The following is a 15530-nucleotide window of genomic DNA, read 5'->3' as shown; positions in this document are numbered from 1 at the left end:
CTTCCTTAAAAACTAAGTTGCTGTTGCATACGCTATATCTAAATATTTCGTCGTCACTTCATTCCTAGAAATATTAAGATCTACCCCAGCAGTGGCAACTAAAGTTTTTAGCGTCATTCTTCCTTAAAAACTAAGTTGCTGTTGCATACGCTATATCTAAATATTTCGTCGTCTCTTCGTTCCTAGAAATATTAAGATCTACCCCATTGTACATTATCTAACGAAACTCTCTGGTTCCGAAAAAGCATCCGCCGAATTTTCGATAACTTTTTTCCTCGTCAACTAAATTCAATTTAACCCTTAGAACTTAGTTCGGGCGCTATAATTATAAAATGAAAATACCTCCTAATATTTTAATCGTACCTATTATTATACTAGATGAAAAGAGCATTGTAAACTGAAAGGCTATATTTACATAAACTTGAATATTAAAATAAAGTATCTAAAAATTTAACCTTAATTTTCATATATGGTAGCAAGATGTCAATCGATAAAAAACCTACTTACTATATTTTTAGTAAGTAGGTAATTTAATTATTGTTGTTTCTGAGCATCAGTTGCTACTTCTTTAGCATTTTTCACTTCATCAGGTAGCTTGATTTCTTTAACGTTATTTACGTTAGAGTATTTGATGTTTTGTTTGATTTTCATTGTAGTTGGAGTTGATGTGTTTTTAGTAGCAAGCTCCATAGTAACTTCGTTAGTAACAGGAGTGAAGTCTTTAGTAACAACAAGTTTGATTGAAACATTTTTAAATTCTACGTTATTAAATGCTTCAGCATTAACTTCGTTTCCAGAAGATGTATTAGCAACAGCAACCATAAGTTCTTTAAATTGATCTCCACTTCCAGTATATGTTAGTACATAATTTCCGTTTTCTTCTGCTTTTTTGAAATCTTTGATGATTTTTTTGTAAAAATCTAGGATTTGCTCAGAGTTGGCAATTTTTTTAAGATTTTCGAATTGAGCTGTGATATTGTTGTTTGCACTTTTTACCCACTTATCTTGTCCAGTTGATTTTGCATAAGCAGTACTGTCTTTAATGTAAAGATCTAAAGTTTGACTTTGATTTTGAGCTTTTACTTCTGTAGTAGCTTTCATTGCGAATGGATCGATAATAAGAGATCCTGATACAGTATTTTCAACTGTTTGAGTTTGTTCACCAACTAAGATTTCAGAACTGTTAGTTGCTACAAAGTCAGTACTTTTTAGATTTTTAGATGCTTCTATTGATTTATTGATAATCTGTTCAGTAGAAGCGCCTGTGCTACAAGCAGCTAAAGTAACTGACAGGATAACTGTTGCAATAATCAATAGATATTTTTTTAATAATTTTGTCATTTGTCTCTCCTTAACTTTGAGTAAAATAGACGTGAATAGTCTATTTCAATAAATATTTATTTTATAGGAATATTCTACCATATAATAAGGTATATTACTACACTATAAGCATATTTTTAAAATATCTGTAATAAATAGGGTGGAATAAAGAAGATGTTTTTGTTTATTATTTATAATATTTTTTTAAATATTATAAAAAATCTATTGACTTATATCAATGATGGATATATAATTATATCAAAGATAGATATATTGATGATGGATATATAAAAAGAGTATCTCTAATTAAGTTAGGAGGGATAAAATGGCAAAGTTAAGCCCTTATGAAACGGGCGAATTAACAGATAGTATATTTTTTACACTTCTAGTTTTAACAGAACCTATTCATGGATACTTAATAATGCAAAAGGTGGCAGAAATTACGGATAATAATATTATTATCGGACCTGCGACAATGTACACAACTTTAGGTAAAATGGTTTCTGTAGGCTGGATTGAAGATAAAGAAATCGATAATTCGAAAAAAGAATATCATATTACTCCAAAAGGTATGGAAATTTTGGAGGAAGATTTAAAACTTCGACAGTTTTTACTTGATGTAGCTAAGAAGTTTATAGGTGGTGGAAGTAATGAGTAGATATAAGGTGATACATACATTCGCTTTAACAAATAAAAGACTCATGAGAAAGTTAGAAAGATATAGTGCAAAGGGCTGGCATTTTAAAAAGTTTCTGGGGTTCTTAATTTTATTAGAAAAAGGAGAAAGAACCGATTATAAATACGAACTGGTATATGATAAAAAGTTCGATGCTGAACGTGAAGATTTCTATGAATTTAACGGTTGGGAAGTAGTTAGAAATGGTATTTTTTGGCAGATATTACGTGGTGAACCTACGGCAACTACATTATATACAGATAATTTGAGTGAAGAATATATGTGGCTATATAGAATAAGATTTAATGCGAAAATCATGTTAGGATGCTTTTTTATAGCTTTGGTGGCGCACATAATAAATGAATTTTTAATGGCATCTGAAGTAATAGATTTTATTTTAGGAATGTTTTTTGGATTTGGTCTAGGACTAGGTGCTGTAAACATAGCGTTCTTTATAAAATATTTATTTTTGAAGAGAAGAAAGGATTGAATTTATGAAGTATAAATATGTTCCGGTATTTATAAGCTATGATAAAGTAGCGGATAAAATGAATCTCCTTGCTGCTGAGGGATATGAATATGATAAAGAGGCTATAGTGGCAATTAGAATGAAGAAAGTCTCAGAGACTAGCGATAAGAAATATAAGTTTATCTTTGATAAAAACTTTACACCAGAGATAGAAGAGTATTATAAAGCAAGCGGCTGGAAGCTTTATAAGTTTCAAGTTTATAATTTGTTTAGACTTGCTGAAGGGACTTCGAGTTCTTATCCGATATATACTGATACCGAGACGGAATTAGAAATTGTTAAATATAGATTGTTAAGATTTATAGTTTTATTTATTTTAATAAATATAATAGGGGTATTGTATTTTACTAATATTAAATGGGTAATTAATAGTGGAATACCTGATGTGTTAGCCATGTTGCTAGGTGGATTAATAGGTGGTATATTTGGTTACTGTATAGGAGGGCTTGGAATGTTCATACCGAAATATTTCAAGTTAACAAAAGAAATAAAAAATAATGAAGAATAAAAGGGGATTTAACTTTTAAAAAGTTAGAAAGAGAGGTATGGATTATGATTTTAGAATTTAAAAATGTAGAGAAGAGCTTTGGTAATAAAAAGGTTCTTAAAGGTGTTAGCTTCACAGCGAAAAGTGGAGTAGCTAACGGATACCTTGGACGAAATGGTAGTGGTAAAACTACAAGTTTTAGAATACTGTTAGATATATTTAAGCCGGATAAAGGTGAGATTTTATTAGATGGGAAACCTTTAGATCACAGTAAGGTGAAAATTGGGTATTTACCAGAAGAACGTGGAATGTATGATGGTGTTGGACTAGTAGATCAACTTACGTACTTTGGAATGTTAAAAGGTATGAAGAAGAAAGCCGCGCAAACAGAAGCGAAAAAATGGTTAGAGTACTTTGAATTAGAAGATAATAAACAAGCACTAAAAACATTATCTAAAGGTAATGCACAAAAAATTCAAATTATTCAAAGTGTAATGAATGATCCAGATATTCTTGTTTTTGATGAGCCGTTCAGTGGACTAGACCCGGTGAATGTATCGAAGTTAAAAGAAATAATTACAGATTTTATTAAAAAAGATAAACTTGTTATTTTCTCATCTCACCAAATGCCAGTTGTGGAAACATTCTGTGAGGATATTAATATACTAGAAAAAGGGAAAATTACTCTAAGTGGTAATTTAGATTATATTAAAAAACAATTAGGACATGGAAAAATGATCTTAAGTGTTAGCGGTTTTGAGAAAGAGGAATTGCTTGCTAATCTTAAAGCTGTGCCACTAGATATTGAGTATTCATTGGTTCCAGAGGGAGTGCTTCTTGATTTCAAAGAAGAAGGAGCTAAAAAAGAACTTTTAGCAAGATTAGCTGGAAGTACGTTTAATATAGAAGAATTTAAACTTTATAAACCAACGTTAGAAGAGATTTTCAAAGAACAGGTAGGTAAGTAATTATGAAAAATTTTAGTACAGTATTTAATTTTGAATTAAAACAATTTTTTGCCAAAACATCAACAAAGGTTATTATGGCAGTGTATTTCATTATAGCTATAGGTATAACATTCATACCGTCGATTGCGAACAGTAATCTTTTTAAAGGCGATAGTAACGATAATTTCACGCGTAGTGCATATGTTGTAAAAGATGCAAATATTAAATTAGATGATCTAAAAGAAGCTAAAAAATACGATAGTAAAGAGGCTTTAGAAAAAGACATTAAAGCTAAAAAATTAGATGAAGGTATTGTTTTAACTAAAGATAGTTATGAATATTTATCTAGACAATCTATCTTTAGTAAAGATAGCAGCGAATTTAAAGAAGCTTTCGGAAAGAATGTAGAAAAATTAGTCTATAAACAAAATGGTTTAGATTATGATAAAGTAACTAACGTGAAATCACATCTGCCTAAACCTGTACCTGTAAATGTAAGTGGAGATTCTGATGCTCAAACTCAAGTAGTAAATGTTGTAGTAGTTTATGCTCTTACATTTATTGTCTATATGACGGTAATTCAGTTTGGTAGTGTAGTTGCAACAAATGTTGTTAAAGAAAAAAGTAATAGAGCTATGGAACTATTAGTAGTTACTGTGAATCCTAGAACGTTAATTTTAGGAAAAGTATTAGCTTTATCTGTTGCGGTACTTATTCAAATGGGCCTAATCATAGGTGGTTTATTCGCGGGTCTAAAAATCAATGGTTCTAGATATAGCGATAACATCAAACACATTATAGAAAATGTAGATTTGAAAGTCCTTGGTGTCGGATTACTGTTTGCGTTAACTGGATTTGTAATGTTTATGTTTATGTACGCGGCATTTGCTTCATTAGTTAGTAAGATTGAGGATGTCAACGGAGCGATAACTTTACCGATGTTAACATTTATGGGTGCATTCTTTGTGAACTACTATATTATGGGTTCAAGTGGAGATACTAAAATTGCAGAAATTTTATCATATGTTCCATTTACATCATACTTTGTAATGTTTACGCGTTATGCAATAAGTCACGTTTCTATTCAAGAATTAGGGTTATCTTATGGTATATTAGCTGTGACTACATTACTTGTAGCATTTGCAAGTGTTAAAGTATATAGATTAGCAACATTAAGATATGGTCAAAAATTAAACTTCTTCAAGTTGTTATTTGGGAAGTAGAAAATATAAAATATAATAACACCACATATTAGATTATCTAGTATGTGGTGTGTTTTGTGTATCTAAGATGACTATTCATAAAATTAGTTGTAGTATTATTTATTCATTGCACTTATTTTATATTTATGTTATAATAGACATATAAAAGAGGGCCGTTTGCACTGACTTTACTAATAATTTCTTAACTCACTGCGTTCGTAGAAATTATAGTAGTCGTAGTATAAATTATTCGTAATATTTTTCTTCAGTCTTTGACTTTGAAAAATAAACGACTAACTTAAAAGACGGTGACTCTGATTAATTATAGTTTAAAATAACTGTCTTAACCGTTCAAAGTTTTAAAGATGGTTATTTTTTATTGTCTTTTTTTAATGCCATAATACATGCACTAACTATTGAAACAATTAAAAGGTTTATTCCAATAATTGTTTGTACAATTTCGTATGCCGACAACTTGCTACTCCCTTCTTCAAGTTTTCAGTGTATGTGAGCATAGCACCAACTCCTTTCGTAAAAAAGTAGCCACCATCTTTGTAGAAAGTATTATAATTTCCAACTTCTCTCTCCGATTTTGATTATATCAGATTAATTAGTGATTATCAATGATTTTAAGGAATTAATATTATTATTTTAATATAGTTAATAATAGTAAAAATTATATAAAAATGACAATTACATATGGAAATAATTATCGTATACAAAATAAATAAAATATAAATATATAAAATTTAATTATATATTTAGAAAAGTGTTATTTTTAATGAACTAGAAGTAAGATTCAAAAAATTCAAATTTTGAGTCTTTTCTTTTTTATTTTTAGTGTATAAAAGGTTATAATTAGGTATAAAAAAATCTGTAAAATAAGGAGATTATTTAATGAATGAACTAAAAAGGACGATAGGCTTTATGCCGGCTTTTATGACGGTAATAGGCTCAGTAATAGGAGCAGGTGTATTTTTTAAAGCTGCTGTTATTTATAAAACTACAGGGACGATGAGTCTAGGATTACTAGCATGGGTTCTTGCTGGTATTATTACTATTTGTGCAGGTCTTACCGTTGCGGAACTTGCGGCATCTATTCCTGAAGTTGGTGGGATGGTCGTTTGGATAGAAAGAACTTATGGGAAAACTGCAGCATTCTTATTAGGATGGGCTCAGTCGGTGATTTATTTCCCTGCGATGATAGCGGCTCTTGCGGTTATCTTCTCTACACAAGTTTTAAATTTATTAAACTTAGATAAGATTTGGCATCTTCCTATAGCCATTGCTGCAGCAGCATCGTTAATGTTTCTAAACTTTTTAGGTGGAAAAATTGGAGGAATGATTCAGACGGTAGCTACTATTTGTAAATTAATCCCATTAATAGTAATTATAGTATTTGGATTATTCCAAAGCGATTCACAACCATTACAATTATTCCCTATAGAAGCGGGGAAAGATATTTCATTCGCTAGTGGGCTAGGTGGAGCTTTACTTGCTGCAATGTTCGCATATGAAGGTTGGACGAATGTAGGAAGTATGGCAGGTGAGATGAAAAATCCTAAAAAAGATTTACCAAGAGCGATTTTCCTAGGACTAGCGGTTGTTATGGTTGTATATGTACTTATAAATGTTGCTTACCTTATGACTTTACCACTAGATCATGTTGCAGGTAATCAAACTGTAGCTAGTGAAGTTGCCACAAAGTTATTCGGTGGTATAGGTGGTAAAATTATCACAATTGGTATACTGATAAGTGTATATGGAGCGATTAACGGATTCTCAATGGCTGGAATTCGTGTACCTTATGCAATGGCGAAAAGTGAACAGATTCCATTTAAAAATGTATGGACAAAGTTAAATAAAGGAGCAGTTCCTGTCAATGCGGGATTATTACTTTTAGTAATAGCGTTCTTAATGATGTTAACTGGTAGTTTTGATATGTTAACTGACCTATTAGTATTCGTAATGTGGTTCTTCTACACAGCAACATTCCTTGCGGTAATTATACTACGTAAAAAAGAACCGAAATTAGAAAGACCATATAGAGTACCTTTATATCCAGTAGTTCCTATAATAGCTATTCTTGGTGGAGTTTATACTTTAGTAAGTACTTTAATCTCACAAACGTCATTAGCTATGGGAGGAATAGCTTTAACGTTAATAGGATTATTATTCTATACAGAATTACATAAGAAATTCAAAAAATAATAGAAAAGAAACATCGCATATTAGAAAACCTAGTATGCGATGTTTTTGTATTATTTATTTCTATTTTCTGAATTAATTTCTTGAGAATATGTTCAATTTGCGAGTGAAATTTACTATAATTGACAAATTGAAAACATTGATATAGCAACTTTTATAAATAGTTGATTATATATATTTAATTTGATATAATCAAAATCGGAGAGAGAAGTTAGGGAGTATAATAACTTCTGATAAGGATTGCGGTAGTCGTTTATTTTTCAAAGTCAAAGACTGAAGAAAAATATTACGAATAGCGTATGCAACAGGAACTTAAAAAGCAGGTACTAAAAATTAGTATCTGCTTTTTCTAGTTCCCACTGCTGTGGCTACTTTAATTTGAAAGGGGATGGTGCTATGTCCGCATACACTAAAATCTGGACGAAAGGAGTAGCAAGTTGTCTGCGTTTGAAATTATACAAACTATTATAGGTGTTAATCTTTTGATTGCAACTGTAGTTGGTGTATGTATCTCAGCACTTAAAAAAGACAATAAAAAATAACCATCTTTATACTTTGACCGGTTAAGATGATTATTTTTTAATAATTCTTAATTAAAGTCACCGTCTTTAAAACGGCTCTCTCTTTTATGATTTTATTTTAACATAAATATCTAATAAGTTCAATGAATAAATAAGGTCGTAATTGAATTGATTGATATCTGATAAAATTTGTAATACTACTAAAGTAAATTCCAAACATCGCACATTAGAAAAGCTAGTATGTGATGTTTTGTTATTGGTGTTTTTTGTGGTATACTTTTTAAAAAGAAGTTTATAAAAATCAAATTACTACGAAATTTAGAAAAGGAGAAATAATTTGAAAGAAAATAAAGAGAATAAAGAAAAGAATGAAGACTTAATTACAAATATTATTTTAATTAGTGGAGTAGTATTCGGTTTAATTATTACAATTTATAAAATAATAGGGTAATTACTAATATTATTTATAATTTTTGTGATAAAATATGTATATTAGATTTTAATAAATTTATACTATATATTGTGCTTTCTTTTGTTTTTTAGGTGCAATTAACAATAATATGGAAATTAATTTTTAGTAATAAAAGAAATGTTTAAACGTATCTTAAGGGATAGTATTAAACATTTCTTTATTTATCTTATTTATTTCTATTTTCTAAATAGTCTGCAATTGCGGCTACGTCTTTATCTCCACGTCCTGATACGTTAACGATAATTACTTTATCTTTATCTAGTTTTGGAGCGCGTTTTATCACTTCTGCAAGTGCGTGTGAACTTTCGATTGCTGGGATAATTCCTTCTGTTCTAGTTAATAGAAGTAAAGCATCGACAGCTTCATCGTCAGTTGCACTTACGTATTCAGCTCGTTTTGCATCTTTTAGGAATGAGTGTTCAGGTCCGATCCCTGGATAGTCTAATCCTGGAGAGATTGAGTAAACAGGTTTTACTGAACCATCTTCATTGAATAATGCATAAGTCTTCATACCATCAACAACCCCAACAGTACCTAGAGTAAGTGTTGCTGCATGGCGATCTGTATCAAGACCACGACCAGCTGCTTCAACTCCAAGTAACGCTACTTCTTCGTGAGGGATGAACTCAGCGAAAGCACCGATAGCGTTAGAACCACCGCCAACACAAGCTACTACTAAGTCAGGAAGACGTCCTTCTTTTTCTAGGATTTGACGTTTTGCTTCTTTACTAATAACTTTTTGGAAATCTTTTACGATAGTAGGATATGGGTGAGGTCCAACTGCTGATCCTAGTACGTAGAAAGTATCGTCAATGTTCTCAATCCATGCTTTGAATGCAGCATCAACAGCCTCTTTTAGAGTTTTTTCTCCTTCTTGAGCTGCGTGAACTTTTGCTCCAAGCATTTCCATTCTAAATACATTTAATCTTTGTCTTTCTACGTCAAGAGCTCCCATGTAGATTTCACATTCCATACCGAACTTGGCAGCGGCAGCAGCTGTAGCTACACCGTGTTGACCTGCTCCTGTTTCAGCGATAACTTTCTTTTTACCCATACGTTTTGCAAGTAAGATTTGTCCGATAACGTTGTTAAGTTTGTGTGCTCCAAGGTGGTTTAAATCTTCACGTTTAAGGTAAATTTTTGCTCCCCCAAGGTGATTTGTTAAACTTTCAGCATAGTATAATGGAGTTTCACGTCCTGAGTAATCTTTTAAGTAGTGAGCATATTCTGCTAAAAATTCTTCGTCATCTTTGTATTTATCATAAGCTGCTTCTAGTTCATCAAGAGCTTTTTGTACAACTTCAGGTACGAAGCTTCCCCCAAATTCTCCAAAGTATCCTTTTAAGTTGTTTAAGTTATTTTCTAAGTTTGTCATAATTGTTTATTTCCTTTCGAGTTTTTAATAAGATTTTAAAATAAATACACTTGTGTTACTCTAAAAAGGAAAGACCGTATAGAATAATTCTATACGGCCTTTTTTACGATTTTAAAACGATTTTTCTACAGCCGACATAGACACTTTTTAGAGTACACTAAAGTTGCGTCTACGTCATAAAAAACATACACACAACATTATCTACGCCAGTTTTGCCAAGATTTTAAAGTTGTTGTTTGTTTCATTTGTAGTTCCTCCTTCTCGTTTTGTTGTCTTTATTATACACATTATTTTTCTGGAATGCAAGTCTTTTTTTATAATTTTTTAAATTTTTCTGACAATTTACAAGAGTAGCCTATTTTAACAAGACTCTAAAGGAGTGTTTACTTAAAATATATTAAGAGATGATTAGGAATGTTCAAGGCGATAGTTCTTTCTACCTAAACCGCTGTAAAAGTGATATAATAGAAAAGTGAAAAAATCAGGTATGGAGGTGCAATTTGAAATTATCGGTATTAGCCAGTAGTAGTAGTGGAAATAGTATCTATATAGAGCATAATAATTTTAAATGCTTAGTAGATGCTGGGCTGACTGGGAAAAAAGTAGTAGAGAACTTAGCGCAAATTGGGCGAGATATCAAAGATATAAATGCGATTTTTGTAACGCATGAGCATATTGATCATATTAAAGGAGTAGGGGTACTAGCAAGAAAGTACAATATTCCTGTATATGCCAACGCCCTTACTTGGCAGAATATGTCGAAATGTGGTGAAATCAGTTCAGATTTAAAATTTCATTTTGAAAAAGAAGAAAGTAAAATTTTTGATGATGTAGTAGTTAATAGTTTTGGAGTTAGTCATGATGCTATAAATCCGCAATTTTATACTTTTGAGTGTGATGGAAAAAGAGTTAGTATTCTTACAGATACGGGGTATGTATCTGATAAAATGATTGATTATGTGAAGGACTCTCATACAATTGTTTATGAGAGTAATCATGAGGAGAATGTTCTGCTTAGTGGGCCTTATCCGTGGACGACGAAACAGCGTATTCTATCAGATATGGGGCACTTGTCAAATACAGATTCTGCCAATTATTTAACGAAAATAGTAGGAGATAATACGAGAAATGTCTTCTTAGCCCACCTAAGTGAGCAAAACAATACGAAGGAATTAGCTCGTATGGCAGCGGATATGACGCTTAAACATAAGGATATAGATTGCGTTTTAGAAGCTGATAAAACTATCGATTGTAATGATAAAATAATTATAATGGATACTGATCCAGTAATTCCAACTAAGATAATAGAAATATAATAAGAAATAAGGTCAACTTATAAAAAATGTCCCTCAAAGAATTATCTTTAGAAGTTGATCTTATTATTTTCTACTATATAAAATGAGTTGTTATATTGAGTAATTTTCATATGAAAATGAGAGGCTTTTCTGTAAATATTCAGAAAATTCTAGTTTTTTAGTGCCAAATTTTTATTTTTTTATTGCTTTTTTTCTAAAAATTTTATAATATAGTATTATGTAGTTTTTTAAAAAGTTATGATTAATGAAAAAAGTTACAGATAACAAAATAAGTTATGATTTATAATAAAATAAGATAAAAAAGAAAATAAATGAAATAAAGTTTAAAATTGTATTAATTTATTGATGAAAGTTATTGGAAGGAGATAGGCGAATGGAAAAACTATTAGAGATTAAAAATCTAGAGACAGCATTTAGAATCAAAGATGATTATTTTAACGCTGTTGATAAAGTTAGTTTAGACCTTTATAAAAACGAAGTTTTGGCTATTGTTGGAGAAAGTGGTTGCGGTAAGTCGACATTAGCGACAACAATAATGCGTCTTCATAATGAGAATTTAACGAAGTCTACTGGAGAAATTATTTTCAATGGAAAGAATTTGTTAGATCTAACAGAAGATGAAATGAATAAAATTAGAACAAAAGATATTGGGATGATATTCCAAGATCCGCTTTCTTCATTAAACCCACTACACAGAATTGGGAAACAAATTGAAGAGGCTCTAATTTATCATACTGAATTAAGTGCAGAAGAAAGACAAAAACGCGTTATCGAGTTATTAACACAAGTTGGTATTCCAAATCCTGAGCGTTGTGCAAAACAATACCCACACGAATTATCTGGTGGTATGCGTCAACGTGTAATGATAGCGATGGCGATGAGTTGTAAACCAAGTGTTCTTATCGCAGATGAACCAACAACAGCTTTAGATGTTACAATCCAGGCGCAAATCTTAGACCTTGTTAAAGGACTTCAAGAAGAAATGCACGCTGGGATTATCCTAATTACGCACGACCTTGGGGTAGTTGCTGAGATGGCTGATAGAGTTGCTGTATTATATGCTGGTGAGGTGGTAGAGATTGGAACTGCGGAACAAATCTTTAAAAATCCTCAGCACCCTTACACACGTAGTTTATTACGTAGTATTCCTCAACTTGATGATGAAGATGCTAGTGATGATCTTTACGTTATTCAAGGGATGGTTCCATCTTTAAAAACTTTAGATAGACAAGGATGTCGTTTTGCTGATCGTATTCCTTGGGTTAAAGATGAACATCACGAACATAATCCGACTCTACATGAAGTAGAAGAAGGGCACCATGTACGTTGCACATGTTATAAAAACTTTGAATTTGAAGGGGAGGAAAACAATGCTTAAAGTTGAAAATCTAAAAGTACATTATCCTATTCGTGGTGGATTTTTCAATACAATTAAAGATCATGTTTATGCAGTAGATGGTGTTGATCTTGAAATAGAAGCTGGAAAAACTTATGGACTAATTGGAGAAAGTGGTAGTGGAAAGACTACTGTTGGTAAAGTAGTTCTAGGTTTAGAAAAAGCGACAGATGGACAAATTATTTATAAAGAAGAAGATGTTACTAAAAAAGCAGCTCGTAAGAAGATTAAATATAATCGCGATGTTCAAATGATTTTCCAAGATGCAATGTCTAGTTTAAATCCTAAGAAACGTATTATAGATATTATAGCAGAGCCAATTAGTAACTTTGATAACTTATCTGAAGAAGATACTAAAAAACGTGTGTTAGAACTTCTAAACATCGTTGGTATGGGTGAAGAAGCAATGTATAAATATCCATTTGAGTTTTCGGGTGGACAACGTCAACGTATTGGGGTTGCGCGTGCGATTGCATGTAATCCTCGTCTAATTGTAGCTGACGAACCAGTATCAGCTCTTGACCTTTCGGTTCAAGCGCAGGTTCTAAACTTCATGAAGAAAATTCAAAAAGACTTTAATATAAGTTATTTATTCATTTCTCACGACCTTGGGGTTGTTAAACACATGTGTGACTACATTTATATCATGTATCGTGGTCGTATCGTAGAGCGTGGAACACGTGAAGATATTTATAATAATCCACAACACATTTATACAAAACGTCTTATTGCGGCTATTCCAAGTACTAACTTAGATAAAGCTAAAGAAGTAAAAGAAATAAGACAAGCTGTAGAAGAAGAATATCAAAAACATTATAATGACTATTTTGATAAAGATGGAAGAGTATATCCACTTAAGAAATTAACAGAAACACACTATGTAGCAATGAAAGGAGGAGAAGTGTAATGTGGAAAGTAGTTTTAAAACGTTTTTTAGTAATGATACCACAGTTATTCGTCCTTAGTGTACTAGTGTTTGGTCTAGCTAAACTTATGCCTGGGGACCCATTCAGTGGTTTAGCAGAAAATCCAAAAATCTCTCAAGAGCAAATTGAAGCTATTCGTCAAGCGAGTGGATTCTATGAGCCTTGGTACCAACAATACCTATATTGGTTAAATAATTTTATTCATGGAGATTTCGGGTTAAGTTATACTACTGGTAAGTCAGTAGGAACACTTCTTGGAGAAAGAATTTTTAATACATTTAACCTGTCATTATTTACGGCGGTAATCATGTATGCAATCGCTATTCCTATGGGGATGTATGCTGGACGTTATAACGGTTCTAAATTCGATAAATTCGTAAACTTTTATAACTTCTTCTTCTTGGCGATTCCATCATTCGTATTATACTTATTCATGATCGCATTATTCGGTTTTGGTTTAGGATGGTTCCCAACAAGTGGATCAGTAGATGTAAACCTTGATCCAGGAACATTCTCATACTATATCAATAAACTGCAACATTTAGTTTTACCAGGTATCTGTTTAGCGTTATTATCAACAGTATCAACTGTTCAATATTTACGTAATGAAGTTATCGATGCGAAGCAAAGTGACTATGTAAAAACAGCTCGTTCTAAAGGTGTACCAGTTAAAAAAGTTTACTCAGGACACATCTTCAGAAACTCTATTTTACCAATCGCAGCATTCTTCGGATTCTCTATTACTGGATTATTCAGTGGTGGTATCTTCGTAGAAACAATCTTCGGTTACCCAGGAATGGGACAATTATTCTATCAAAGTATTCAAGATAGAGACTATAGTGTTGTCACAACATTAATGTTATTCTCTGGATTCTTAACACTGCTTGGTAGTACATTAAGTGATATTATCATGGCGATTGTAGACCCACGTATTAAATTGGACTAGGAGGAAGTTGAACAATGACAAAAGCAAAAGAAGAAAAAGTTATAACTAAAACTCCTTCTGGGTTTTCAGTTGTAGCTCGTGAGTTTAAAAAAGACAAAGGGGCGCTTACAGCCCTGGTTACATTAAGTGCAATTTTAGTGTTTGTAGTACTTTTTAATATTTATATTCGTGTAAGTGGTGTATATAGTACTTACTTTGATGTAGATTTATTAAATATTTTCTTAAAACCTGGTGAAGATGGATTCTTACTGGGAACAGATGTAGGTGGTCACTCAGTTTTTGGATGGCTAATGATGGGAATGCTTAACTCAATTCTTATCGCAGTAGCGGTAACGGCAATTACAATTGGTTTTGGTACTGCAGTAGGATTAGTTATTGCCTATTACGGAGGACGTGTTGATAATGTTGTGATGCGTTTAGTAGACTTTATGGTAATTATCCCAACACTGATGGTAATTATCGTATTCGTAAGTATTAAACGTGACTATGGTCTAGTACTGTTTATCTTGATCTTATCAGCATTCGCATGGATGAGTTCTACTCGTTTAGTACGTAGTAAAGCTTTATCGGAATCACGTCGTGATTATGTACTTGCTTCAAAAACAATGGGAACACCTGATTGGAAAATCATGTTACAAGGAATCTTACCTAACATTAGTTCTATCATTATCGTAGAAGCTACGCTATCATTAGCGGCTAATATGGGTATCGAGGTAGGTTTAACATACCTTGGATTCGGTCTTCCAGCGGGAACACCAAGTATCGGTACTATGTTATCTTATGCAAAAGATGCAGACGTACTTATTAACAAAATGTACATTTGGTTACCAGCAGCACTTGCAATCTTAATTATCGTACTATGTATTAACTCTATCGGTGGAGCATTAAGACGTAGTTTAGATGCTAGACAAAGATTATAATTTTAAAGGTCATGTAGAGATTTTCTACATGACCTTTATTATTTATAAAATATTATTACAAATAATATCCAATTCCACTGTTATAGAATTATAATTTAAAAGATACTAAATAAATAAGTTTAAAAATAAGAATATTGATTATCATTGTAAAATAAACTTAAATCCCATGTATTGCTACAGAAATTTTAAGTGTTAGATTTAGATTGCTGGTAAATATAAAATCTTATTTCAGTGAAAATTAAAAAAACATTGTAAAATTTTCTGACAATTACTTGACTAGTATAAGATT

13 protein-coding genes are annotated in these 15530 nt (G+C 31.7%); 11 read left to right on the top strand and 2 right to left on the bottom strand.

Features of this window, described 5'->3' with window-relative positions; translation table 11 throughout:
- Positions 1-534: 534 nt before the first annotated feature.
- Entirely contained in the window at positions 535-1341 is an 807-nt protein-coding gene (locus RWQ74_RS06305) for a DUF6612 family protein (RefSeq protein ID WP_314397427.1), read from the bottom strand.
- Positions 1342-1645: 304 nt separating this feature from the next.
- On the opposite strand from RWQ74_RS06305, the gene RWQ74_RS06300 reads away from it, so the two are divergent.
- The 6 genes from RWQ74_RS06300 to RWQ74_RS06275 all read left to right on the top strand — a co-directional run bounded on the left by RWQ74_RS06300 (position 1646) and on the right by RWQ74_RS06275 (position 7372).
- Positions 1646-1978: a PadR family transcriptional regulator gene (locus RWQ74_RS06300; protein WP_314397426.1), complete on the top strand. Its 333-nt coding sequence runs from the start codon at positions 1646-1648 to the stop codon at positions 1976-1978.
- The gene (locus RWQ74_RS06295) at positions 1971-2486 is read left to right on the top strand and encodes a DUF2812 domain-containing protein (protein WP_314397424.1); all 516 of its coding nucleotides are present in this window, start codon (positions 1971-1973) and stop codon (positions 2484-2486) included. Before RWQ74_RS06300 ends, RWQ74_RS06295 begins: the two co-directional genes overlap by 8 nt.
- Before the next feature lie 4 nt (positions 2487-2490).
- Positions 2491-3033 (top strand): hypothetical protein, encoded by a 543-nt coding sequence (locus RWQ74_RS06290; protein ID WP_314397422.1) that lies wholly within the window; start codon positions 2491-2493, stop codon positions 3031-3033.
- A 44-nt stretch (positions 3034-3077) separates the two neighbouring features.
- Positions 3078-3980, top strand: coding sequence for an ATP-binding cassette domain-containing protein (locus RWQ74_RS06285; RefSeq protein ID WP_314397421.1), 903 nt, complete (start codon positions 3078-3080; stop codon positions 3978-3980).
- A gap of 2 nt (positions 3981-3982) precedes the next feature.
- Positions 3983-5182 (top strand): ABC transporter permease, encoded by a 1200-nt coding sequence (locus RWQ74_RS06280; RefSeq protein ID WP_314397420.1) that lies wholly within the window; start codon positions 3983-3985, stop codon positions 5180-5182.
- Positions 5183-6058: 876 nt separating this feature from the next.
- On the top strand, positions 6059-7372 hold the full coding sequence (locus RWQ74_RS06275; RefSeq protein WP_314397419.1) for an amino acid permease: 1314 nt from the start codon (positions 6059-6061) through the stop codon (positions 7370-7372).
- 1156 nt (positions 7373-8528) lie between these two features.
- On the opposite strand, the gene trpB is transcribed toward RWQ74_RS06275, so the two are convergent.
- The gene (trpB, locus tag RWQ74_RS06270; protein WP_314397418.1) at positions 8529-9737 is read right to left on the bottom strand and encodes a tryptophan synthase subunit beta; all 1209 of its coding nucleotides are present in this window, start codon (positions 9735-9737) and stop codon (positions 8529-8531) included.
- A 500-nt stretch (positions 9738-10237) separates the two neighbouring features.
- Between trpB and RWQ74_RS06265 the strand changes: the two genes are divergently transcribed.
- The 5 genes from RWQ74_RS06265 to RWQ74_RS06245 all read left to right on the top strand — a co-directional run bounded on the left by RWQ74_RS06265 (position 10238) and on the right by RWQ74_RS06245 (position 15241).
- Positions 10238-11053 (top strand): MBL fold metallo-hydrolase, encoded by an 816-nt coding sequence (locus tag RWQ74_RS06265; protein WP_314397417.1) that lies wholly within the window; start codon positions 10238-10240, stop codon positions 11051-11053.
- A 373-nt stretch (positions 11054-11426) separates the two neighbouring features.
- Positions 11427-12431 (top strand): ABC transporter ATP-binding protein, encoded by a 1005-nt coding sequence (locus RWQ74_RS06260; RefSeq protein WP_314397416.1) that lies wholly within the window; start codon positions 11427-11429, stop codon positions 12429-12431.
- Positions 12424-13356, top strand: a complete 933-nt coding sequence (locus RWQ74_RS06255) for an ATP-binding cassette domain-containing protein (RefSeq protein WP_314397415.1) — start codon at positions 12424-12426, stop codon at positions 13354-13356. Before RWQ74_RS06260 ends, RWQ74_RS06255 begins: the two co-directional genes overlap by 8 nt.
- Positions 13356-14321 (top strand): oligopeptide ABC transporter permease, encoded by a 966-nt coding sequence (gene opp4B / locus RWQ74_RS06250; RefSeq protein ID WP_314397414.1) that lies wholly within the window; start codon positions 13356-13358, stop codon positions 14319-14321. Before RWQ74_RS06255 ends, opp4B begins: the two co-directional genes overlap by 1 nt.
- A gap of 14 nt (positions 14322-14335) precedes the next feature.
- Entirely contained in the window at positions 14336-15241 is a 906-nt protein-coding gene (locus RWQ74_RS06245; RefSeq protein WP_314397413.1) for an ABC transporter permease, read from the top strand.
- The last annotated feature ends 289 nt before the right edge of the window (positions 15242-15530 follow it).

The organism is uncultured Gemella sp. (assembly GCF_963525165.1).
Lineage (GTDB): Bacteria > Bacillota > Bacilli > Staphylococcales > Gemellaceae > Gemella.
This window is presented reverse-complemented; position numbering and strand designations above follow the sequence as displayed.

Bases quoted from the DNA above. Each gene is read 5' to 3' on its own strand.
- opp4B (WP_314397414.1), top strand. From the start codon at position 13,356: ATGTGGAAAGTAGTTTTAAAACGTTTTTTAGTAATGATACCACAGTTA.
- RWQ74_RS06280 (WP_314397420.1), top strand. From the start codon at position 3,983: ATGAAAAATTTTAGTACAGTATTTAATTTTGAATTAAAACAATTTTTT.
- RWQ74_RS06285 (WP_314397421.1), top strand. From the start codon at position 3,078: ATGATTTTAGAATTTAAAAATGTAGAGAAGAGCTTTGGTAATAAAAAG.
- RWQ74_RS06300 (WP_314397426.1), top strand. From the start codon at position 1,646: ATGGCAAAGTTAAGCCCTTATGAAACGGGCGAATTAACAGATAGTATA.
- RWQ74_RS06275 (WP_314397419.1), top strand. From the start codon at position 6,059: ATGAATGAACTAAAAAGGACGATAGGCTTTATGCCGGCTTTTATGACG.
- RWQ74_RS06245 (WP_314397413.1), top strand. From the start codon at position 14,336: ATGACAAAAGCAAAAGAAGAAAAAGTTATAACTAAAACTCCTTCTGGG.
- trpB (WP_314397418.1), bottom strand. From the start codon at position 9,737: ATGACAAACTTAGAAAATAACTTAAACAACTTAAAAGGATACTTTGGA.
- RWQ74_RS06295 (WP_314397424.1), top strand. From the start codon at position 1,971: ATGAGTAGATATAAGGTGATACATACATTCGCTTTAACAAATAAAAGA.
- RWQ74_RS06305 (WP_314397427.1), bottom strand. From the start codon at position 1,341: ATGACAAAATTATTAAAAAAATATCTATTGATTATTGCAACAGTTATC.
- RWQ74_RS06260 (WP_314397416.1), top strand. From the start codon at position 11,427: ATGGAAAAACTATTAGAGATTAAAAATCTAGAGACAGCATTTAGAATC.
- RWQ74_RS06290 (WP_314397422.1), top strand. From the start codon at position 2,491: ATGAAGTATAAATATGTTCCGGTATTTATAAGCTATGATAAAGTAGCG.
- RWQ74_RS06255 (WP_314397415.1), top strand. From the start codon at position 12,424: ATGCTTAAAGTTGAAAATCTAAAAGTACATTATCCTATTCGTGGTGGA.